Below are 22418 nucleotides of genomic sequence, written 5' to 3'. Positions count from 1 at the left end.
CTGCTATTGCCCCCCACCACCACTGCTACTGGCAGCACCTGCCACCCCGCCGCCGCCGGAAGATCCCTGATCTCCACCGCTCATATTCAACTCAGCCAGACCACTTGGGCCAAGACTTTTGACACGGTCCTCCCGCCAGCGTTCGACTGCGGCCACGGCTGTCTGCCCATCAGACGGCGGCAGCGGACGACCACTTTGCAAATCTTTCTTGTTATCAACCTGCGCGGCTGTATTGGCATCATAAATCCCCAGACTCCGCCAGTGATAAGACTGGTCCAGCGGTTCCATGACCGAGCAATCCGTCAAACTCATCAGAAAAATAACAGCAATGCCTGATACAATTTTATATGACATAAGGTGCTACTCCACCATAAAACCGGCATCGCCTGTTTCCAGACGCTGCCAGGGACGTCTGCGAGATACATCGGTGCCACTTTGACGCATCATGAAAATACGCTCCATGTCATTCGGCGGAGTCCACCCTTCATCTGGCGTATGCAATTCTTTTTCGCTGTTCACCGGCTTGACCAGATACGGCGTGGCAATAATGACCAGCTCACTCTCATCTTTCTGGAAGCTTGAGGATTTGAACAGTGCGCCCAGCACAGGAATATCACCCAGCCAAGGCAGGCCTTGGCCCGTAATTTTTGTGCTATCCGACATAAGGCCAGCAAGAACAAAGCTTTGTCCGCTCGCCATTTCCACAGTTGTATCCGCACGCCTGACAGTAATGGCCGGAATCTGAACAGAAGAATTCCCAGCCGACAATGTCACTGCCCCATTAGCGGAGAGCGCACTCACCTCGGGCCTTACGTGTAAACTGATGCGACCATCCCCCAGCACTGTAGGAACAAACGCCAGAGAAATACCATATTGTTTAAAGCTGACGTTCGTCGTGTTGTTATAACTGGAGACTGGAACAGGATATTCCCCGCCAACTACAAAATTGGCAGGCTGCCCGCTAATCGTGGTCAGGTTTGGTTCGGCAAGACTATGGACCAGACCATCTCTTGCCAGCATGTCCACAACCGTTTCAAGTGTGACCGACTGACTGCCAGCTTTAAAACGCGAGAGAAACCCAATACTGCTTTTGGTAGTGGCTAATGTTTCCAAAGGACTTGAGGTCGCAAGCCCGATTACCGCCGATGTCCCCAACGCATTGACATTCTGCCACTCTACCCCAAGTTCACGCACCAATGAGCGATCCATCTCGACAATGCGGATCTTGAGGTTCACCTGAATGGAACCATGCATTTTAGAGTAATCAGACACAAAACCGTCTTTACCGACCAGTCCACGGGCCCGGTCACTGAAGCGCCAGGCTTTTTCAGGATTGTTAGAATCCCCATCAATATTCAGTCCGTCCGGCGTGGCTGTTGCCCGTAGCATTGGCACAATTCTACCAGACGAATGGTCTAACGTGTTAACGGGATAGGTAGAGGGTTCGACACGTACCGCATAATGGTCAATGGCCTGTCCGTTGGCATCTGCGGCAACAATATTTGTGCGACCAGCTGCCAGCCCGAACACAAACACGCTGTGTGAACTTGCCGGACGTATTTCCGCCACTTTAGGATCAGCTGAAAACACATTTTCTGCCGATCCGGACAGTTCAACCAGCTTGCCGTTCCCGACTTCAATCGTCAGTACAGAAAGAGAAGGCGCCTGACTTACAGGGCGCTTTGCTGCAATCAGTCTATGATGCCTTTTGGGGTGCGTTTTGTATTTCCGCGCAGATGCCTCCATTGAAGGGCACATCCCAAACAATATGATGCCACTCAGTACAACTCTTACAGTTCTTTTAAAAGTGGACATCTTGAGCGCCTGAAATTCCATTATAGACATGCATGACTTTTACGCCGCCTTTCTGCTGCTGACTATCAGACGCAGAGACAGAGTATTCCCAGACCGGGGGCGTGACAAGATCGTCATGTGAGCCACCAAGTGATTGAACCGTCAGCACTATTTGGCCAAGCTGCTGGGCCGTTCCCAGAACACCTGACTGTTCGGGCGTAACTTCCAGCGTTACTGTTCGCACGTCCACACCGGCCTGCTCAGCGACATTTTTACCCCCACGCGGGGATAAAGAGCCACCCACGGCGACAACCCGGATACCTGAAAGTACAATTTTGGAGACAAGATGCGAAACATTACCTCCCGCACCATCCCCAACCCGCTCGGTCATCACCACATCGACTCTGTCACCAGGCTCGATAAGACCCGACACACCAGAAGCCAGATTCACCCCAATGCTCAACGCACGCATCCCCGGCTTGAGAACCGCCGCCAGAAAACCATGATCCCCAACCTGAAGAAATGATTGCTCAACAATCCCACTCCCAGCAGGCAGATCCACCCGCAGCAGCGCCCCTTCAAGAGCCTGTCGGTTTGCTGGGGTATCCTCCAGACTGCCCGGGGGGACATAATCATCAGGGATGGAAGAGGTAACTAAATCCGATTCCCGGAGGAAATCACCTGCATGCATAGCTTGTCGGACTGTGAGCAGTTTTTTTGTATGAACAACGACTTCCTGCTGCACAACCTTCTGTGGCGCGGGCGCGGGGGACATTATAACTTTCCCGAGCACAAAAAGACCAATCAACCCGATCACACCAATGAACAACATCGCAATACGCGTGATCATTCCTTACCGCCTACCACTCACCCCGCAGGGTCGTCATAATAAAGCCAACCGCAATAGCCACAGCATATGGCAGGGGCATACCCCGCCTGATCCGCCATGACTCCACGCGAAGAACGCGAATTTTCGTTATCCTCTTTGATACGATTGGCAGTCGATTCCTACCAAAGAGATACAACATTGCCAGCACGCCACCAGCCAAACCAATATTCAAAAGAAAAATAAGCTGTTCATACGGTATAAAAAACAGTGACGTTGCGGCAATCAGCTTAACATCTCCACCCCCGACGACTCCGACACTCCACAAGAAAAAAAACAGGAGATAAATCAGAACACCACAGGCGAGTGAAGCCCAATGGGTTGCCGCACCATTCAAAACCGCAAGAACCAAAAGACCCAGACTGACCCAGTCAGGTATCTCCCGCACCCGCAGGTCAACCCACACTGCATGGCCAAGCAGGGCATAAGCAGCCATGATCACAAACCACGACACCACTATAAGCCCCGCACAGCACCAAACACGGCGTAACTTGCGCCTCCAGACCTAAACAGCATTGAATAAGTATAGAAGCACAAGCTGTTTTTTACAATTACGACGATGTAAGGCTTGTCGCCACCGAACTGAACACTGCACTCAAATTGGTGCCGACCGATTTCACAGCCGTAATGATCACCACAGCGATAAGAGCAGCAATCAGACCGTATTCGATTGCCGTAACGCCACGCTTATCTTTAATGGCAAAAAAACGGGCAATGATAGTTGCATATTCATTTACGTGTAACATACACACTCTCCTTAACTAATAAACCCAATAGGGAATCCACCTTGCGGCAGATAACATACCTAAACGCTTATATAAAGCATCCTGCCGCGTATAGTAATTGCTTTAAATCAAAAAATCAAAAAACTTCACACACAATCTACTCTGATGTTGTAATCTTTGTTGATTTCTTTTAGTTTCCCCTCACATATCCTCATAATTCTTTAGAGTTAATGCATAAATGTTCGCAGAGAATCCTTTAAAAAAAATAATAGATCGCGTTTATTTTGAGTTGAAGTTTATGACTTTTCTTAATAAAGATCGATGTGATGCTTATTTGAGAATTTATGTTTTCGTCTTTTTTACTGTTTTCTCTATTGCATACTTTACGACCCCCAAAAACCTGCTGGTCAATTTTAAATTGGGTGGTGATTTTATTCTGTTTTGGGCCGCATCTTCGCAAATACTTCACGGTCATTTTTCTGATATTTATAATACCGCGGCCCATGAGGCAGTCATGCAAAGCGAGCAATTTTTAAGCCATCCTTATAAATTACCCTTCCTTTACCCTCCCCCTATGCTTTTTTTTATTTGGCCACTCGCTTTTTTCACATATACACTGTCCTACACACTTTGGGCATTCAGCGCGCCAATCATAACAGCTAAAACCCTGAATCTGTTATGTAAAAACTGGTCAATTACGGCCTTTGCCTTTTTCTCCCCTCAATTCATCGTCTCCCTTTTAACCGGGCAAAATGGCCTGCTGATTACTATCATTCTAGCGATGGGGATTTTCTATCTTACAAAGAAGCCTTTTCTATCGGGTCTTGTTCTGGGGCTGCTCGTCATCAAACCCCATGTTGTTTTTCTGGTGCCTCTCTGTTTGATTTTTTCGAGACAATGGCGGATTGTCGCAGGCATGACTACATCCGCTTCATTCCTGGTCATTCTCTCCTCTTGCGTATTTGGCCTTGAAATCTGGAAGCGTTTTTTTGAATATTCTCATGTGATGCACAACAGCATGTTGCATGATGTTTCTTTGTGTCAGATTTTTATCACAGTTTTTGGATTTCTAAGCGTGCATGGCCTCCCATTTATTGCGGCCTTCTGGATACAGATCACATTTTCGCTCATTGTTGTCGCCTGTGTTCTGTACAACACTATAAAAAGTAAAAATATTTATAATAATGTTATTCTGTCCTTGGCCGCGTCTCCTTTATGCACACCCTACCTCTTACATTATGATCTGACATATATGCTCATCCCCGCAATATGGGTTATCAATACAGCTTTCCGGACAGGATTTTTCTCATGGGAAAAACCCTTCCTGCTTGTATTATATTTTGTACCTTTTTTTACACTTATCTTGACTTGGCGTTATCATTTTCCTGTTGAACCCATTGTTGCCACAATTTTTCTCTGCCTTGTTTTACGCCGCCACCATTATCTTGAAAAACACCCGCAAAATGCTTGATAAAAACAATGACAATCAAAAAATGAAAAGATTTTTATCTCATGAATATATGGAAAAAACTATTATCATATGCCCATATATTTATTTTATTTATAACAACTTCTCATCAATATTTATTGTTTCGAACCCCATATTAATATTATATTTATTTGAAATGATTCTGGATCTTTTTTTCACATTATTTAGATCCCCCGGAAAAATAAGCCATAACACAACAGACTGGATCTTAGCCATTCTGGGAACATATGCTGCTCAGATTGTCTCTACTCATGCCAGTGACACCCATCTTGCTTCTGTTACTTTCTGCTTTATTCTATCTTTTATAGGGATTCTTGTCAGTCTTTCCGCCAAAGTCTGCCTGGGAAGAAGCTTTGCGATTGTTGCCGCCGTACGAATTGTAAAAACTTATGGTCCATACCGTCTTATTCGGCATCCGATGTATGCAGGCTATATGTTAACCAGCCTTGGGTTCCTGCTTTATAATTTTAGTCTTTGGAATATTTGTACCATTTTTAGCGCATGGTTTGTACAAATTCTGCGTATTCAGGCGGAAGAAAAAATGCTTTCCACAGACCCACAATGGTCTCTTTGGTCAAAACAGGTCCGCTGGAAGCTTCTGCCTTTTGTTTACTGATACCAGAACCCTCTACAGACATTACCCAATTATTATGCGCACCCGTATGGAAAATTTCTGATAATACAGCGTAAAATCACCAAAAATAAAAATTTATTTATTTTATGAATGAAGTAACGTGGTGGGATCGAAGAACCGTTAAACGATGTCTTGTACGCTAATTTGTGCGATAACTTTGTCAGTCTGTCCTGTCCGTCTTTAGGGAGCCGTCCTTCCTGAAGATCCTCCTTCTCTCCATTGATATTGCGCTGTTTTGGAGCCGCGCCCAACGTTGCGTCCAGAATCTGGCCTGACATCGGCAGATAACCGGTGTTCCGCACGGCCACTTTAAACCGCTCAAACAGTCTTTCAATAGCACCAGCCTGTGTCAGGCATTCGCGAAACAGCCAGACCGTTTTGGCATCGGACACTCTGTCCGACAGACCAGAGCCAAGGAAACGCATGAAGGAATGGCGGTCGTTTATCGGATATTCTGTTCGCTCATCAGACAAATTGTTCAGCGTGGCTGACCAGAATTTTAAATATCAGAACCGGATCAAACGGAAGACGCCCGCCTTTGCTTCCATCCACATAGGCTCGGATCTTGTCCATATCAGAACGGAAGATTTCAAAATCCACAGTTCAGGAAAACACTTCCAGATGCTCACCCAGCCCGCTCAATCAGGCAAGCTGCTCTTCAACATCAAAGAAACCGGGCTGTTTCATATCGCCATTCCTCCAATAAAAACCGAAGAAATGGAAACACAGAGAGGGCTTCAAAACCAAGAGGTTTTTAGAACCCTCCACCTTGCAACCACCTTATGGAAAACTGGAATGTTTGAACGGATACTGGTCAACCATCATGCGCAATGGGGCAAATTCCTTATTGGAAAATGTTTCCGTGCGTACCCATCCACCATCGGGTGATTCCACAAAAACCGTAGCATTCCAATCGGCTGCACTAATCCCGGTCCACAGTGTAAGGGTCAGAACGTCCTTGCCCTGAGCGTCCTTGAGCAGCAGGTGCGAATCCCCCGAGGACGGTGGGGTACGGCTCAACGGCCCCCAGCCGGACTTATGCCCCGAAAGCCATTTATTCAGATCCGCCACTTCGTCCTTATCCAGCGGACGCTGGTGATGCATTGGCCCCACATCAATAATACCACTGACAACCGTCGGGAATGAAACAGGTTTGAAGTTAGGAAGGGCAAAGGTCCAGATTGCAACCGATGTGCTAACTGTCAAAACCAGAAAACCAATAATAAACGCTGTTTCTTTCCGCATGATATGTCTTTCTTAACCTCTGACTGCGGCAATCACGCGCGCTATGTCTTGGTCTGTCAGTTCCGGATGAATAGGCAGGGCCAGAATACGCTGTGCCAGATCTTCGGAAACAGGAAGGGCCGTACCATCATGGTGGTCACGATAGGCAGGCTGTTTATGCAATGGCAAAGGGTAATAAATGGCCGAAGGCACCCCATTATCCGTCAAACGCGCCTGCAGGGCGTCCCGCTCGGCTGTATCTGCCAGCAATATGGCGTAAATGGCCCATGCACTGCGGCTATCGGCCACACGCGCTGGCACCTGCACACATCCGGCAAGCCCTGCATCATACAGTTTGGCGATAACATCGCGCCGGTCCAGCTCATCTTTAAAGCTCTCCAGCTTGGCCAGCAGAACCGCCGCCTGCAACGTATCAAGCCGACCATTCATGCCCGTACGCAGGACCTCGTACCGACTTGCTCCTTCGCCATGGGTGCGTAGGGAGCGGTACAAGGCAGCGCGCTCAGGGTCATCCGTCAGAATGGCACCACCATCCCCATACCCCCCCAGTGGTTTGGACGGGAAAAAGGACAGGGTGGTTGCCGTGGCCTCGCACCCCAGCGGTTTGCCCGCCAGTTCCGCCCCGAAAGACTGGGCGCAATCCGCCATGAGGAACAACTCTTCCGCTGCGGCAATGGCCCGAAGTTCCGGCCACGGAGCGGGCTGGCCGAACAGGTCCACGCCCACAATGGCGCGCGGCCGCAGCTTGCCTGCCGCCCGCACGGCTTGAATCCGGCTTTGCAGATGCGCAGGATCAATCTGGAATGTCTTGGGGTCCACATCCACAAAAACCGGCGTTGCCCCCAGTAGCAGAGGCACCTCCGCCGTGGCGGTATAGGTAAAGGCGGGCAGAAAGACTGCATCCCCCCGGCCAATGCCTTCGGCCATCATGACAATCTGGAGCGCATCCGTGCCGGACGACACACCCACGCACTCCCGTGCACCCGCCCATGCTGCCAGACGGGCCTCCAGTTCTGCAACTTCTGGCCCCATAACAAAACGGCAATGGGTCAGCACAGCGTCCAGACGCTGGCGCAGCACAGGTCCCAGCCGCTTCTGCTGGGCAGCGAGGTCAAGAAACGCAATGGGCCTGTTGTCTGAACTGCTCATGGTGCCATCTGCTCCGTGCCGTCGGCTTTTATCTGCCTGTCTTGTACAGCACCCGAGGAATTTGCACCAGCCGGAGCCAGCGCCCGCACATCCCCGTTAGGGTTATGGTCGAACTCAGGCACCAGCATGCGCAGGGCCTGCAAGATCGCGGAGACATCACCGCACCGGGCATAGCCGGTAATCTGGTCCACGGCTGCGCGCACCTCATCCACCTCCACGACACGCGGTGTTGCCATGAGCAGGCCGGGAGCATCGGTCGGCACCAGGGTCTCACGTCCATGGAACAGTTCCTCGTACAGTTTTTCCCCTGCACGCAGACCGGTAAAATGAATGGCGATGTCCTCATCCGGTTTAAGGCCCGCCAGACAGATCATCTGCCGGGCCAAGTCCACAATTTTAACAGGCTCCCCCATATCCAGCACAAAAATACCGCCCTGACGGAGCAGGCTCTCCATCTCCGTCCCGGTTGCACAGGACATGCCCCGCACACATGCCTGCAGAACAAGCCCCACGGCTTCAGGCACGGTCATAAAATAACGCCGCACTTCGGGGTGGGTTACGGTGAGCGGGCCACCCCGCTCCAACTGACGCTGGAAAAGGGGAACCACAGAGCCGGTAGACCCCAGCACATTGCCAAACCGCACCGTAATGCAGCGCATGGCCTCCGGCCGCCCCGAAGAGCGGGCCTGTACATCCAGCGCCTGACAGTACATTTCTGCCGCGCGCTTGGTAGCACCCATCAGATTAAAAGGGTTAACCGCCTTGTCGGTGGAAATAACGATCATGGCAGCCGCCCCATGCCGGGCTGCGGCATCGGCCACGACGCGCGTACCGTGCAGGTTGGTCAAAACACCTTCCTCCGGATTGGCCTCCACAATCGGAACATGCTTGAGCGCTGCCGCATGAAACACCAGATCGGGCTTGTACTGGGCCATAATGGCGTTAATCCGCTCCTCGTCCCGCACATCGGCCACAACCACCTTGCGCGTAATGTCCGGCGCACACTCCGCCAGTTCCACATCAATCTGCCACAGAGCGAACTCACCATGATCCAGCAGAACAAGGCAGGCAGGAGCATGACGGGCAATCTGACGCGCCAGTTCGGAGCCAATGGTCCCCCCGACCCCCGTTACCAGAACCGAACGCTGGTTGATCAGGCGGTCCAGCCCAGCCTGATCCAGCGGGACCTGCGGGCGGTTCAGCAGGTCCTGAGGCTGCATTGGCTGCAAACGCACCTGCTCTGCCGGGGTCATGTCCAGCATGACCGGCGGTCTCAGCACGGCCAGACCGTATTCTGCCGCCATATCCAGCATCTGGCTTAACGCGCGGCCCCTGCAGTCAGGGTCCAGCACCACCAGAGCTTCTGGCAGGTGCCCCGCCTTGTTCATCTGCTCCAGAACACGGGCAAGCTCATCCAGGTGCCCCAGAATTGGCACGTTACGAATCCGGTGGCCCGTTTGTGACCGGTCCAGCCCCACCAACCCGGCAATGCGGACATTCATGTGCCTGCCACGTTCCGCCATCTGAATAAACAGATCCGCAGCTGCATCCGAGCCAACCAGCAGAACGCTCTGCCCATCGACCCTTGGCCCGCCTGCCCTGTGCGCCAGACGGTGGAACACCCGTATCCCGCCGAGCAGAACCAGCAGCACCAGCGTGTAAATAAAGGGGAATGCAACACTGGGCAGAGGCAGCCCCACGCACACACCCCCGGCGGAAAGCAGCAGGGCGCTGCTGAGTGACGCTCCGGCAAGCCCCAGCAGGTCCGGCATGCCCGAAAAACGCCAGTACTGTTGCGGCAGCCTGAAAGGAAGCCCCCCCACGACCAGTGAGGCGCCACCCGCAAGGGCAAACCACAATGGATGCAGTTGCACCCCATAAGGAGCCGCCAGCCAGCAGGCGAACAGTGCCGCCAACGCTGCCAGCGCACCATCGAGCAGAATATTCAGGACAATCCTGTTCAGCGGCCAAAATCTTGCATAATGATGCTGGAGCTGAGAACGTTGCGATACCATGATTCTGCGCTTATAGCCCAGCATCCGACATCCTAGAAGCAGTCTAACTGGACAACCCTCTCTTTCATGTCTTTTTTTTCCACCGTTCTGGCTTTTTCATGTCTGCCCAGCGCTGCCCTGCTGTGTGCGATCCTTGTGCGGTGCATGATCAGGCTGGCGGTCATGGACCACCCCGACCACCGTAGCGCCCATGCCACCCCCACACCCAAAGGGGGGGGAATCGGGGTTATGGTGGCGTTCGGGCTGTTTTTTCCTGTTCTGCAGGAAGTAACAGGCCAGCCCGTTTTCTCTTTCCCATGCCTCATGGCCGCGGGGGCTCTGGTGCTTCTGTGCGGTGTCTCGTGGCTGGATGACCTTTACCAGTGGCATCCCGGCCTTAAGTTTGCGGCACAGACCATAGCGGCCTGCCTGATTGTCGCGGGTGGTGTGCGTCTAGCCGGACCAACGCCACTGGCGGGTGCGGCCCTGTCTGTTCTGTGGCTGGTTTTTATCAGCAACGCCGTTAACTTCATGGACGGGTTAAACGGACTTATTGCAGGGTGTCTGGCCTGCGCCGCCCTGTACGTGGGCCTTGCTGCCCCGTTTTTTGGCATGCCGGAACTGCAATGGCCCGCCTTGCTTCTGAGCACCTGTCTGTTGGGCTTTCTGCCCTTTAATTTCCCCCATGCCCGGATTTTTCTGGGCGATGTCGGCAGTCAGGGCTGTGGCCTGCTGGCGGGAATAGCCAGCCTGTATATTGCCAGCCATACTACCCTGCCGCGCGGGGGAATCCTTGGCCCCGCCCTGCTGTTCCCACTGGTTTATGATGTGCTGTTCACGCTTATCCGCCGTCTGTACATGCGGCAGACACTTGTGCAGGCGCACCGGGGGCACCTTTACCAGATCATCTACCGTAGCGCCGTAGCGGTGCCCGTTGTCTCCCTGCTGGAATGGGGGCTAACCCTGTGGGGTGGTGGCGTAGCCTGCCTTGTAGCCCCCACAACAGGGCTCTGGAGCGGCATGGCTGGTGCAGCCCTGCTTGTGTTGCCCCAACTGGCATGGACCCTTTGGGGTGTGCTGCGCGCACGCCAGCACGCCATTGGCCCATGGTAGGGCCACACACCCCGGCAGACGGTTATTTGAGCGTTAACGTCAGCCCCTGAGCGGAACCGGCAAGCCGCGCCCCCTGCGAGATGGTCTCGATCTTGATCCGAACACCATTCCTGTTTTCCAGCACAGCCCCGCCCAGACCCTGACCCAGCGTGGCCTCGCCATGGGCGGCAACATAGGTGCCGCTAAAATCCTTCAGGCGGTGCAGGTTATAAACCGTGCCTGTGCCCTCGATCTTGGAAAAACCGACAGCGGCAATCGTCCCGCCAGTAATGGAAAAGGCATGCGTTTTGCCACCGTAGGTCAGCTTACCCTCACCCCATGTATAGCCCAGCCCGATATCGGCCGATTTGGCAGTCAGGGTAATTCTGGCGGTGGGTGCGCCCATGGCATCGGCGGCGTATGCGGCAGGCACGCCCGCAACAGATACAGCCAGAGCAGCAGCGGCAACAAAAGAAGAAAAACGCATGGAACAGCTCCCTTTACAGGCGTGCCCAGAAGACTGTTAGCAACCTGAGGTTGAAAACATCTGACACAAGTCAGGAACAACAACGCCCCCCATGCAAAAAGGTTGCCGGTTACAGCCCCGCGCCCTTCCCGGAAGGGTACGAAGCCCGCAACACGACAACCTTTATACGTGCGTGTATAAGCGCGAAAGCTAGCTGATCAGGCCGCCGCAACGCGGCGCAGGCGACGCACTGTTGCCACTTTTTCTTCCTGCTGGGTGTTCTGGGCCACCTCATGCGCGGTCGTGCCCATGATGGAGCGAATTTCCTTCAGGTAGGAAGCGCCCTTAGGGGTACGTTGCACCAGCACGGAGCGGCGGTCCAGCGGGTCCACCTTGCGGCGAGCCAGATCCAGTTCGGTCAAACGGTCGAGTGCCCGGGTAATGGCGGGCTTGGACACGTTCAGGCTTGCCGCCAGACCGCGTACCGTATGCCCGCTCTCATCCAGATAGCAGGTCAGGAACACGGCGAGCTGACGGGCGGACAGGTCCGGCCCTTCTCCGCGCACCAGTGCAACAATGGTATCCCGCAGGGTCTTGACCAGATCCTCTGCCTTTTCTGCGGCCTGCGCCATGACGTTCAACTTCCTTTTGTGCCGGGGACCAGAGCCTTGGCCCGCCCGGCTGTGTTTTCCCGGCCCATATGCAAACCGGAATGAATCTGATGCACTTTATATAGACACCGAAACGATTTTTTAAAGCGCTGTCACAAAAAAATGTTACGCCAGAATGGCCTGTGGAAACCTTAACTCTTTTCCATCCGATTCGTTCCACAAAGAGAACGGATAACACGAAAAAGTGCACGAATCCCCGGAGTCTCCCCGCCTTCTGGCCGTCCGGGTCTACTGGAATCATTCCATGCATAACTATCGATATGCACCCAGCACTGGTCTGGTTGTACAAAATGTTCCAAAAACAGGGCCGCCGTAACTGCTCCTGCCATGGGACGGGAAGCAATATTGTTCAGGTCCGCCACCGTGCTTTTAAGCCAGCCTGCATAGCCCGGCCAGAGCGGCAGACGCCACAGGGGGTCTGCCTCGTATTCCGCCGCTTCCGCGAACAGCATGGCCGTGGCGTCGTCATTGCAGAACAGGGCGGGCAGGTCCGGCCCCAGCGCCACGCGGGCGGCACCTGTAAGGGTCGCCACATCCACCAGCAGGTCAGGCATGCTCTCGCCTGCCTCATGCAGCAGATCACTCAGCACCAGCCGCCCTTCAGCATCGGTATTGCCAATTTCCACCGTCAGGCCCGAGCGGCTCCGAATAACATCCAGCGGGCGCATGGCATGGCCGGACACGCTGTTTTCCACACATCCCAGTCGCAGTTCCAGCCGCACGGGCAAATCCTGCGCCATAACCAGATAAGCCAGCGCCAGCACGGTAGCCGCCCCGCCCATGTCCTTTTTCATACGCAGCATGCCGCTGGAGGGTTTGATGTCATACCCCCCGCTATCAAAGCACACACCCTTGCCAACAAGGGAGACCAGCGGTGCATCCTTGCCAGCATGTGTACCGTGCCAGCGGGCCACGACCACTCTGGGCCCGCGCCGCGAACCATTGCCGACATGCGCCAGCAGCGGATAGGCCTCGTCCAGCGCAGCGCCCTTGAGCACGTCCACCTCAGCCCCAAGCGGGCGGAGTGCCGTCTTGGCCTCCCGTGCGAGTTCGGACGGCCCCAGCAGATTGGCAGGAGTATTGATCAGGTCACGCGCAAAGCAGATAGCGCGCGCCATCTGTGCCGCCAGCCCCTTGCGCTCGGCCGCCGTCACCACAAGCCGGGGCTGTTCGCCCGGTTCTTCGGTTTTCAGGCTGTAGCGGTATGCGCCCAGACAAAAGCCCAGAATAACATCATCCCGCACCACATCATCTGGCACCTGCACGGTCCAGTCCCCTGCGGGCAGGTCCTGTGCCAGTTTGCCGAATATAAACGGGTCGCGCGGTGTGGTCTTTTTTTCAGGCAGGCCAAACAGCGCCTGCACCCTGCCTTCGGGGCCGGGCACCAGCACAAGCTGACCTGCCCGTGCGACAAAACCACAGCTCTGGGCAAAGCTGACTGCCGCCTCCCCTGCCAATGCCACCCATGTCTCTCGCTCACCGACCCGCACGGCATAGACGGTGCACAGAGTCTTCGGCCTGCGCGCAACGCTCAGGCAGTCCAGATCATGAATAGGCATGGCATTCCTCCTTCTGTCCGTACCCTGCGCCTCCCTTTTCCATCATGCAACGGGGGAGGCGGCACGCATTGCCGACTTGCTTTTCAGGCGCGGGCAGCGGACCATGCACGGCATGAAGGTTCCCCCCCGCCAGATGGCTCCTGCCCTGCACACAACCCAGGGCGCAGATCAGGCTCCGGTCCGCGCCATTCTGGGCCCGACCAACACCGGCAAAACACATCTGGCGCTAGAGCGGATGCTGGCACACGCGTCCGGTGTCATCGGTTTTCCCCTCAGACTGTTAGCGCGTGAGAACTATGACCGCATGGTGCGGCTTAAAGGGGTGCGCTCGGTTGCGCTGATTACGGGGGAGGAAAAAATCATTCCTCCGCAGGCCCGCTGGTTCTCCTGCACGGTTGAAGCCATGCCCATGCACCGCCCGGTGGACTTTGTGGCGGTGGACGAAATCCAGCTTTGCGCCGACCCCGAGCGTGGCCATATTTTTACCGACCGCCTGCTCAACGCCCGCGGCCGGTCCGAAACCCTGTTCCTTGGGGCGGACACCATTGCCCCGCTCATGCGCAGCCTGATCCGCGACATCAGCATTGAAACCCGCCCGCGCCTGTCCAGCCTGAGCCATACTGGCCACACCCGCCTGTCGCGCCTGCCGCCCCGCACGGCCATTGTCGCTTTTTCCATGGCCGAGGTGTACGCCATTGCCGAGCTGATCCGGCGCAAAAGGGGCGGGTGTGCGGTAGTCATGGGCCAGCTCTCCCCCCGCACCCGCAATGCGCAGGTCGCGCTATACCAGAACCGCGAGGTGGATTATCTGGTCGCTACCGATGCCATTGGCATGGGGCTGAACATGACAATCGACCATGTTGCCTTTGCAGGCCTGTCCAAATTTGACGGACAGCGCCACCGCATGCTGGCACCGGCCGAAATTGCCCAGATTGCCGGGCGCGCAGGCCGTGGCACACGCGATGGCACATTTGGCACCACCGGGGAGTGCCCCCCTCTGCCAGAGGCCATGGCCGAGGCGGTGGAAACCCACAAGTTTGAGCCTCTTCCCTTTTTGTGGTGGCGCAGCAGCAAGCTCGATTTTGCCTCCCCGCAGGCCCTGTATGCCAGCCTGTGCCAGAAGACCCCACACCCCAACCTGCGCCCTGCCGAACCCGCTGCCGACATGCAGACACTCAGCGCACTCATGCAGACCCCTGCCGTGCGCACACTGGCCACAACCGCCGCACACACCCGCCTGCTGTGGGAAATCTGCCAGATACCGGATTTTCGCAAACTGGGGCTGGACAGCCATATCCGCCTGTGTGGCCAGCTCTTCAGTATTCTGGCCAAGGATGGGCAGTTGCCTTCCAGCTGGCTTAAAGGACGGCTCGCCAGTCTGGAGCATGCAGGGGGCGAGATAGAGGACCTGACGCACCGCCTGATGGGTATTCGCACATGGTCCTATGTTGCAGCCCACCCCGACTGGGTGGAAAACGCCCAGCACTGGCAGTGCCACACCCGCATGCTCGAAGACACACTCTCCGATGCCCTGCACGAGCGCCTGGCCAGCCGGTTTGTGGACAAACGCGCCGCCAGTCTGGCCCGCAGGCTGGAAGAGGCGGATGGCGCCCCCCTGCTGTGCGCCATTAACAAGGCCGGGGAAGTGCGCGTGGAAGGGCATGACGTAGGGCATATGCGCGGCTTTGCCTTTGTGCCCGACCCCGAAGCCGCGCGCTCCGATCAGGCCCTTATTCTCAAAGCCGCACGGCGCGCTGCCCGGAGCGAGATCCCCCGGCTTGTTGCCCGTTTTCTGCAAGCCCCTGAGAGCGAGATCACACTGGACAACCAGACCGGCCACATCCTGTGGTGTGAGGAGCCGATCGCCCATTTACGCAAAGGCCCTTCGGTCCTGCACCCGATGATCCATATTGATGACGCGGAGTTTCTGGAATCCGCCCATAAAGCCAGAATACGCGAGCGGCTGACACAATTTATGGCCTCGGTCCTTGCCCATGCCCTTGGCCCGCTCTTTCGTGCGGAGCAGGCCGTGACAGATTACCCCCTGCTCCGCGGCATTGTGCATGCCGTGACAGAAAATGGCGGCGTTGCCACCCTGCCCACTCCCCCCGTTCTTCCCCCGGCGGAAGCGCTGCTGCTCCGGCGGCAGGCCATACGGCTCCATGGTACGCAGGCTTTCTGCTCGCCATTACTCAAGCCCCATGCCATGGCGCTCCGCAGCCTGCTGCTGCGTATCCACACGGGTCAGTCCATAACGCAGCCTTTGCCTGATGGTGCGGTTTCCGTGCATCTGAGCGCACCCCTTGCGCCCCCTGCACAGGCGCTGCTGGCCAGCCTTGGCTGGCTGCTCAGCCACAACACGCTGGTTCGACTCGATATTGCCGCCAGCATCATGCAGGATCTGCGGGTTTTGTGCGCCAGCACCCCCAAACCTTTGCCGCTCTCTCTGGCATCCCGTCTGGGGATCAGCAAAAAGGACCTGCCCCATGTGCTCAAAGGGTTAGGAGTCCGCCTGCAACCTCCCACCCCCTTACCCCCGCATTACGCCGGGCCACCCGCGCCTTTTATGGTTTTACCAACACGCCCCGCAGAAAAAAGAAAACAGCGCTCTAACCGTCCCAAACACGGGGCACATCTACAAACTGCCCAAAATAACAGTCCTTTTGCCATTCTGCGTACCTTACGGAGCTAAATGTAGGAGCAGCCCTGCGGGCACTGAAGTGCCCCCTTTCATCCATGCGGGTTGCCATAGTGCAAAAAGCCCATCATATCTGCGCCATCCTTGGTGGCACGACCGGCAGGTTGGCCATCTGACCCCACGCGGCGAGCCCCACTCGACCGCCAGATAATTTCGGAGATGGCAATGACCTACGTGGTCACTGAAAACTGCATCCGCTGCAAATTCATGGACTGTGTGGAAGTCTGCCCCGTTGACTGCTTCTACGCCGGTGAAAATTTTCTGGTTATCAACCCGGACGAATGCATTGACTGCGGCGTGTGCGAACCTGAATGCCCGGCCGAAGCCATTTTCCCCGACAGCGACGACCGGTCAGCAGCGTGGGCGGAAATCAACACAAAATATGCCAGCCAGTGGCCCAACATTACACGCAAGGGCACCCCACCGGCCGATGCACAGGAATGGAAAGACAAGCCCAACAAGGCTGACCTGCTTTCCCCCGAACCGCACAAGGACTGAAACCCCACCTGACTTAAGGGGTTTTACCAACAAAAAAGGCACCGGTTTTTCCGGTGCCTTTTTTGTTGGGCGCAGTACAGCCTTCGCAGAGAGCGACAGGCGATGCGATGCGCCGCACCCCCAGCATTGCCCGGCAACAGGCCCAATAAAAAACCCCGGAGCCTGAGCCCCGGGGTTTTTATTGCTGACCGCCGCCCTGCCCTAAGCCAGAGCAGCGAAGCGACATGATATCAGCGAGACATCATGTTCATGGACGTGTTCGCCATGACAAAGACCGTGCCGACAATAAGGATGGACACGAAAGCAACGGTGAAAACAAACGCAATGTTGTTCCAACGTGCTTCAGAACCGCCACCCAGGTGCAGGAAGTAGTGCAGGTGCACCAGAACCTGAACAAGCGCCAGAACAGAAAGCACCGCCAGCGTGCCGGTTGGCGCAAGGCTGTGGCTCATGACCACACCAAACGACAGAACCGTCAGGATAACAGCAAGAACAAAGCCGATAAGGTACGAAGATACGCTACCGTGGCTCTCGCCCGAGGAGGATGTGTTCGGATTGCTCATCAGATCATGCTCGCCAGATAGACATAGGTGAAAACACAGATCCAGACGATATCCAGAAAGTGCCAGAACAGGCTCAGGCAGGTGAGCTTGTTCATCATGCGTTCCGGAATTTCAGTTGTCCCCATCAGCTGAACCATCAGGGTAACAATCCAGATCAGACCACACGTCACGTGCAGACCGTGGGTGGAAACCAGCGTAAAGAACGCAGACAGGAATGCACTGCGATCGGGGCCAGCACCATCCGCGATCAGATGCGCGAATTCACGCACTTCCAGACCAACGAACCCAAGACCCAGCAGGAATGTGACGCCAAGCCACATGATAACCGAGTTGATCTGGGTCTTATGGGCGGCGATCATGCCAAACCCATAAGTAATGGAGGAGAGAAGCAGGAGGGCTGTTTCCAGCCCAAGCCCACCAAACTCGAACAGTTCGTGTGGGGTTGGCCCACCGTTGAACTGGTTACGCAGAACTGCAAACGTGGCAAACAGGGAGCCAAAGATAATGCAGTCCGTCATCAGATAGACCCAGAACCCGAACACCACCGTACTTTCGTGGTGATGTTCGTCGTGGCCTGCGGTCGGAACAGTTGTGTTCTGTGCCATTATTCTGCTGCCTGTGCCATCAGTTTACGGGTGTGCTCGTTTTCGATCCGGGCAACCTCTTCGGCAGGGATATAGTAGTCAATATCCTTGTTAGCGCTGCGTGCAATGATCGTTGCGATCACGCCCACAAGGCCAATGGCTGCCAGCCACCAGATGTACCACACGGCGGCGAAACCGAAGATCAGGGCAAAAACACCAGCCGAAATACCAGCTGCCGTGTTTTTCGGCATATGGATTGCTTCGTACTGAGCACCAGCCTGACGGGTATCAATGCCGTTTTCCTTGTCGTGCATATAAGCATCAAGCGAGCTGATATGCGGGACAATGGCGTAGTTATACACCGGCGGAGGAGAGGAAGTGGACCATTCCAGCGTACGGCCGTTCCAGGGATCGCCCGTGAAGTCACGGTTTTCAGGCTTGTTGCAGTCGCGGATGGAGACAAAAATCTGCATCAGCTGGCAAACAACACCGAGCAGGATGAGCACTGCACCAACTTCAGCGATCAGCATCCAGGGATGCCAGGCCGGGTTGTCATAGTGGTTCATACGGCGGGTCATGCCTTCGAAGCCGAGGACATACAGCGGCATAAAGGCAAAGAAGAAGCCAACGAGCCAGAACCAGAAGGCGCGGATGCCCCAGGCTTCGTTCATTTTGAAGCCAAGAACCTTCGGAGCCCAGAAGTTCATGCCGCAGACGTAACCGAAATACACACCACCGATAATCACGTTATGGAAGTGAGCAATCAGGAACAGACTGTTGTGCAGCACAAAGTCGGAACCGGGGATGGCCATCATAACACCGGTCATACCACCGATGGTGAACACCACCATGAAGCCAACAGCCCAATACATGCAGGCATGGTACTGGATGCGACCCTTATACATGGTGAACAGCCAGTTGAAGAGCTTAACACCGGTCGGGATGGAGATGATCATGGTTGCGATGCCGAAGAAGGCATTCACGTCCGGACCAGCGCCCATGGTGAAGAAGTGATGCACCCACACGAGGAAGGACAGCACCATGATGGAGCAGGTTGCATAGACCATGGTCTTGTAACCGAAGAGCGGCTTGCCGGAGAAGGCAGGCACAACTTCGGAGAACACACCAAAGGCAGGCAGAACAAGAATGTAAACTTCCGGATGACCCCAAGCCCAGATCAGGTTCAGGTACAGCATCTGGTTGCCGCCACCATCATTGGTGAAGAAGTGCATACCGAAGTAACGGTCCAGACCCAGCAGGGCGACAGCAACCGTCAGCACGGGGAAGGTTGCCATGATCAGGATGGAAGAGCAGAAAGCCGTCCACGTGAACACGGGCATCTTCAGCCAGGTCATGCCTGGAGCGCGCAGCTTAACAATGGTGACAAAGAAGTTCACACCAGTCAGCAGTGTGCCAACACCAGAGATCTGGATTGCCCAGATATAGTAGTCAACACCCACGCCCGGGCTGAACTGCATTTCGGACAGCGGGGGATAAGCCAGCCAGCCGCACTGCGAGAACTCACCAACGAACAGGGAAATGTTCACCAGCATGAACGCAACAGCCGTCATCCAGAAGCTCAGGTTGTTCAGGAACGGGTAAGCCACGTCACGTGCGCCAATCTGCAGCGGCACAATGAAGTTGAACAGACCGGTCATGAACGCCATGGCCAGGAAGAAGATCATGATCGTCCCGTGAGCGGAGAAGATCTGGTCATAGTGATGCGGGGGCAGATAACCGGGGTTACCCGCATAAGCCAGCGCAAGCTGGGTACGCATCATGACAGCGTCCGCAAAACCGCGGGCCAGAGCAACCAGCGCCAGTACAATGTACATGACAGCCAGACGCTTGTGATCGACAGTGGTAAACCACTCTTTCCAGAGGTAGCCCCACTTGCCGTAATAAGTAATCAGTCCCAGTACCGCGACACCGACAACGAGAACGCCGATGAACGTACCTACTAGGATCGGCACATCCAACGGGATGGCCGAAAGCGATAGTCTCCCTAGCATAGATCCTATTCCTTCATATTCATGTCGGACATCGCGGACTGCTGCACCTGAATCATTTTGCCAGTGCTTTTGTCCATGACCATGCCGTTGTTGTATTTGGCAACGATCGTGTTGAACATGCCGGGTTCAACATGCGCGAAATATTCGACGGGGTTCGCTTCGCTCGGTGCAACCAGTTTAGAATAGGTCTGGCTATCCAGCTGTTCGGAAGAACCACGCACCTTTTCAACCCAGGCATTGAACTCATCATTGCTCATTGCCAGGGCATGGAAGCGCATGTCCGAAAAACCACGCCCACTGTAGTTGGCGGATTCACCCATGTAATCGCCCGGCTCGCTTGCCAGCAGATGAAGCTGGGTCTGCATGCCTGCCATTGCATAAATCATGGAACCAAGACGCGGAATGAAGAACGAGTTCATCACGGAATCAGAGGTGATGTCGAAATCAACAGGCGTGTTGACCGGCATAGCCATCTGATTAACCACGGCAATTCCCTGTTCAGGGTAAATGAACAGCCATTTCCAATCCTGTGCCACAACCTGAACGTGCAGCGGCTTGGTATTGGCTTCTGCCTCAAGCGGCTTGTAGGGGTCCAGAGAATGACAGGTCTGGTAGGTGATCACTGCCAGAAACAGAATAATCAGGGACGGAACGCCCCAGATCACCACTTCAATCTTGTTGGAATGGCTCCATTTCGGCAGATATTCGGCACTCGTGTTGGACTGGCGGTACTGCCAGGCAAACCAGAGTGTCAGAATAATGGTCGGAACCACTACGATCAGCATTGCGATCACAGAGGTGGTAATAAGAGATTTAACCCCCTCTCCCACCGGGCCTTTCGGGTCCAGAACGTCTAGTTCGCACCCGGCAAGCAGCAACGCTGACGATAGGCCGCCCAATCGCGCCATTCTCGCCAGTAACTTGTTTTTCATCGCACGCCTCTTGGTTCTGACATCAACTTAGCCTCACAAAGACTTTTGTCCTGCTGCCACAGAAGCCTGACAACAGCAAGAAAAACCGCGTCCCGGCATGAAGAGCCCTTTCTGTTCCGCACCAGCCGCACATTCTGGTTATCCAAGATGGATACCCCGAATATGTTGCTTACGGCGCAGCTCCCATGCTCAACGGAAACGCATCGCGCCTACTTTATTCCTTACGCGGGGATTCTCAAACGTCGGAAAAGTTCCATCTGCCTTTCGTCACAATCAGTTAGCTGCTGTGAGCATGGCTTCTGCCTACTTTTGAGGCGACTGCATGGCCCAAACGACACATCACGCAGTGTTTCAAAATAATTCAAAAATTCCAATAATGGCAAAATTTAGTCTGAAATTTCATGTTGTTAGGGAGCACACAAAATCTCACATCCCTGTTACAACTTAAAGAATTGAAATCAGGACTATTTTTGCACCCATTCTTGATTTTCATGCCATCATTCGGACCAAGCATAACTGCCCATACAAAAAACCCGGCCATGACTGGCCGGGCTTTCCTTACTGGCAGGAGCGAAAACGCTGCCTTGGAACGTCAGTCGCTGGAATTGCGGACACCCATGAACTGCAACAGGAACTGAAAGAGGTTGATGAAGTTCAGGTACAGGCTCAACGCATCATAAACGCTACGCTTGGCGGTCATTTCCGGGCCTTCATACGCGGCAAACTGCGGATAGGTCACCCGAATCCGCTGGGCGTCAAAGGCGCTGAACGCCGTGAAAATGAGCACGCCCGCAATGCTGTAGAGGTAATATACGGTCGGGCTTTTGAGGAAGAGGTTGACCAGACCGGCGATCATCAGACCGAACAGCCCCATCATCAGGAACGATCCGAACTGCATCAGGTTCGCCTTGGTGACATAACCCCATAGGGAAGTCGCACCGAACATGCAGGCCGTTACCAGAAACACACGGACAATGGAGGTCCCGGTATAGATCACGAACACGCTGGCCAGACTGGCGCCCATGGCGGTACAGAACGCCCAGAACAGCGCCTGCGCACCCTGAAGAGACAGACGGTTGATCCCGAACGACATGACCAGCACAAACGCCAGCGGAGAGAGCATGGCCAGATCACCCAGCAAAGTGGGGCGCGGCAATGGACCCGCGGCAGTCTGGAAGACCTGAAAAAACAGGCTGCTCAGGCCGGTATTGGCAATAACGTAAGCCACAATCCCGGTCAGCAGGAGGCCAGATGCCATCCAGTTATAAACACGCAGCATGTAGCTACGCAGTCCAGCGTCCAGACTGGCCTGATCGTTCCAGCCTGACGCTGATGCGGGGGAACGGTAGTCGCGACTAAACGACATGGTTTTCTACACTCCTTAACCCAGACAAGCTGGCTTTGCTTTATACTTGTGGCTGCCCTGC

The 22418-nt window shown here is 54.8% G+C and carries 21 protein-coding genes and 1 pseudogene; 5 read left to right on the top strand and 17 right to left on the bottom strand.

Annotated features, from left to right (window positions below; all coding sequences use genetic code 11):
- Positions 1-3: 3 nt before the first annotated feature.
- From AB2L51_RS06570 to AB2L51_RS06550, 5 genes are all read right to left on the bottom strand, one after another.
- Positions 4-354 carry a hypothetical protein gene (locus AB2L51_RS06570; RefSeq protein WP_395581798.1) on the bottom strand — a complete coding sequence of 117 codons (351 nt, stop codon included), beginning with the start codon at positions 352-354 and terminating at the stop codon, positions 4-6.
- A 6-nt stretch (positions 355-360) separates the two neighbouring features.
- Positions 361-1815 carry a type II and III secretion system protein family protein gene (locus AB2L51_RS06565; RefSeq protein ID WP_395581797.1) on the bottom strand — a complete coding sequence of 485 codons (1455 nt, stop codon included), beginning with the start codon at positions 1813-1815 and terminating at the stop codon, positions 361-363.
- Entirely contained in the window at positions 1802-2644 is an 843-nt protein-coding gene (gene cpaB, locus AB2L51_RS06560) for a Flp pilus assembly protein CpaB (protein WP_395581796.1), read from the bottom strand. Before cpaB ends, AB2L51_RS06565 begins: the two co-directional genes overlap by 14 nt.
- 10 nt (positions 2645-2654) lie before the next feature.
- On the bottom strand, positions 2655-3116 hold the full coding sequence (locus AB2L51_RS06555; protein ID WP_395581795.1) for a prepilin peptidase: 462 nt from the start codon (positions 3114-3116) through the stop codon (positions 2655-2657).
- 115 nt (positions 3117-3231) lie between these two features.
- Positions 3232-3426, bottom strand: coding sequence for a Flp family type IVb pilin (locus AB2L51_RS06550; RefSeq protein ID WP_395581794.1), 195 nt, complete (start codon positions 3424-3426; stop codon positions 3232-3234).
- A gap of 217 nt (positions 3427-3643) precedes the next feature.
- On the opposite strand from AB2L51_RS06550, the gene AB2L51_RS06545 reads away from it, so the two are divergent.
- Entirely contained in the window at positions 3644-4876 is a 1233-nt protein-coding gene (locus AB2L51_RS06545; RefSeq protein WP_395581793.1) for a glycosyltransferase family 87 protein, read from the top strand.
- Positions 4869-5510, top strand: a complete 642-nt coding sequence (locus tag AB2L51_RS06540) for a methyltransferase family protein (RefSeq protein WP_395581792.1) — start codon at positions 4869-4871, stop codon at positions 5508-5510. The genes AB2L51_RS06545 and AB2L51_RS06540 overlap by 8 nt, the downstream gene beginning before the upstream one ends.
- Positions 5511-5671: 161 nt before the next feature.
- On the opposite strand, the pseudogene AB2L51_RS06535 reads toward AB2L51_RS06540, so the two are convergent.
- From AB2L51_RS06535 to AB2L51_RS06520, 4 genes and pseudogenes are all read right to left on the bottom strand, one after another.
- A pseudogene (locus AB2L51_RS06535) lies at positions 5672-6170 on the bottom strand (transposase); the annotation flags it as partial.
- Positions 6171-6308: 138 nt separating this feature from the next.
- Entirely contained in the window at positions 6309-6773 is a 465-nt protein-coding gene (locus AB2L51_RS06530) for a hypothetical protein (protein ID WP_395581791.1), read from the bottom strand.
- A 12-nt stretch (positions 6774-6785) separates the two neighbouring features.
- The gene (locus AB2L51_RS06525) at positions 6786-7922 is read right to left on the bottom strand and encodes a DegT/DnrJ/EryC1/StrS family aminotransferase (RefSeq protein WP_395581790.1); all 1137 of its coding nucleotides are present in this window, start codon (positions 7920-7922) and stop codon (positions 6786-6788) included.
- Positions 7919-9937 carry a polysaccharide biosynthesis protein gene (locus AB2L51_RS06520; RefSeq protein WP_395581789.1) on the bottom strand — a complete coding sequence of 673 codons (2019 nt, stop codon included), beginning with the start codon at positions 9935-9937 and terminating at the stop codon, positions 7919-7921. Before AB2L51_RS06520 ends, AB2L51_RS06525 begins: the two co-directional genes overlap by 4 nt.
- Before the next feature lie 66 nt (positions 9938-10003).
- Between AB2L51_RS06520 and AB2L51_RS06515 the strand changes: the two genes are divergently transcribed.
- Entirely contained in the window at positions 10004-11029 is a 1026-nt protein-coding gene (locus tag AB2L51_RS06515; protein WP_395581788.1) for an MraY family glycosyltransferase, read from the top strand.
- 22 nt (positions 11030-11051) lie between these two features.
- Here AB2L51_RS06515 and AB2L51_RS06510 read toward each other — a convergent pair whose 3' ends face one another.
- The 3 genes from AB2L51_RS06510 to AB2L51_RS06500 form a co-directional block, all read right to left on the bottom strand.
- Positions 11052-11495, bottom strand: a complete 444-nt coding sequence (locus AB2L51_RS06510; RefSeq protein WP_395581787.1) for a hypothetical protein — start codon at positions 11493-11495, stop codon at positions 11052-11054.
- A gap of 197 nt (positions 11496-11692) precedes the next feature.
- On the bottom strand, positions 11693-12106 hold the full coding sequence (locus tag AB2L51_RS06505) for a MarR family transcriptional regulator (RefSeq protein ID WP_395581786.1): 414 nt from the start codon (positions 12104-12106) through the stop codon (positions 11693-11695).
- A 170-nt stretch (positions 12107-12276) separates the two neighbouring features.
- Positions 12277-13704, bottom strand: coding sequence for a leucyl aminopeptidase family protein (locus tag AB2L51_RS06500; protein WP_395581785.1), 1428 nt, complete (start codon positions 13702-13704; stop codon positions 12277-12279).
- 112 nt (positions 13705-13816) lie between these two features.
- Between AB2L51_RS06500 and AB2L51_RS06495 the strand changes: the two genes are divergently transcribed.
- On the top strand, positions 13817-16396 hold the full coding sequence (locus AB2L51_RS06495) for a helicase-related protein (protein WP_395581887.1): 2580 nt from the start codon (positions 13817-13819) through the stop codon (positions 16394-16396).
- Between the two features lie 171 nt (positions 16397-16567).
- A complete protein-coding gene (gene fdxA / locus AB2L51_RS06490) occupies positions 16568-16900 on the top strand; it encodes a ferredoxin FdxA (protein ID WP_086645070.1) in 333 nt (110 codons plus the stop codon).
- A 230-nt stretch (positions 16901-17130) separates the two neighbouring features.
- Here the strand turns inward: fdxA and cyoD are convergent, their stop codons facing one another.
- From cyoD to AB2L51_RS06465, 5 genes are all read right to left on the bottom strand, one after another.
- Entirely contained in the window at positions 17131-17463 is a 333-nt protein-coding gene (gene cyoD, locus AB2L51_RS06485; RefSeq protein WP_395581784.1) for a cytochrome o ubiquinol oxidase subunit IV, read from the bottom strand.
- Positions 17463-18068, bottom strand: a complete 606-nt coding sequence (cyoC, locus tag AB2L51_RS06480; protein ID WP_166113929.1) for a cytochrome o ubiquinol oxidase subunit III — start codon at positions 18066-18068, stop codon at positions 17463-17465. The genes cyoD and cyoC overlap by 1 nt, the downstream gene beginning before the upstream one ends.
- Complete coding sequence (gene cyoB, locus AB2L51_RS06475; protein WP_395581783.1) at positions 18068-20059, bottom strand: cytochrome o ubiquinol oxidase subunit I; 1992 nt, start codon at positions 20057-20059, stop codon at positions 18068-18070. Before cyoB ends, cyoC begins: the two co-directional genes overlap by 1 nt.
- A 5-nt stretch (positions 20060-20064) precedes the next feature.
- The gene (cyoA, locus tag AB2L51_RS06470) at positions 20065-20991 is read right to left on the bottom strand and encodes a ubiquinol oxidase subunit II (RefSeq protein WP_395581782.1); all 927 of its coding nucleotides are present in this window, start codon (positions 20989-20991) and stop codon (positions 20065-20067) included.
- A 592-nt stretch (positions 20992-21583) separates the two neighbouring features.
- On the bottom strand, positions 21584-22357 hold the full coding sequence (locus AB2L51_RS06465) for a Bax inhibitor-1/YccA family protein (RefSeq protein ID WP_395581781.1): 774 nt from the start codon (positions 22355-22357) through the stop codon (positions 21584-21586).
- Between the last annotated feature and the right edge of the window lie 61 nt (positions 22358-22418).

It is taken from the genome of Acetobacter fabarum, assembly GCF_040702925.2.
Taxonomy (GTDB): domain Bacteria; phylum Pseudomonadota; class Alphaproteobacteria; order Acetobacterales; family Acetobacteraceae; genus Acetobacter; species Acetobacter fabarum_B.
This window is presented reverse-complemented; position numbering and strand designations above follow the sequence as displayed.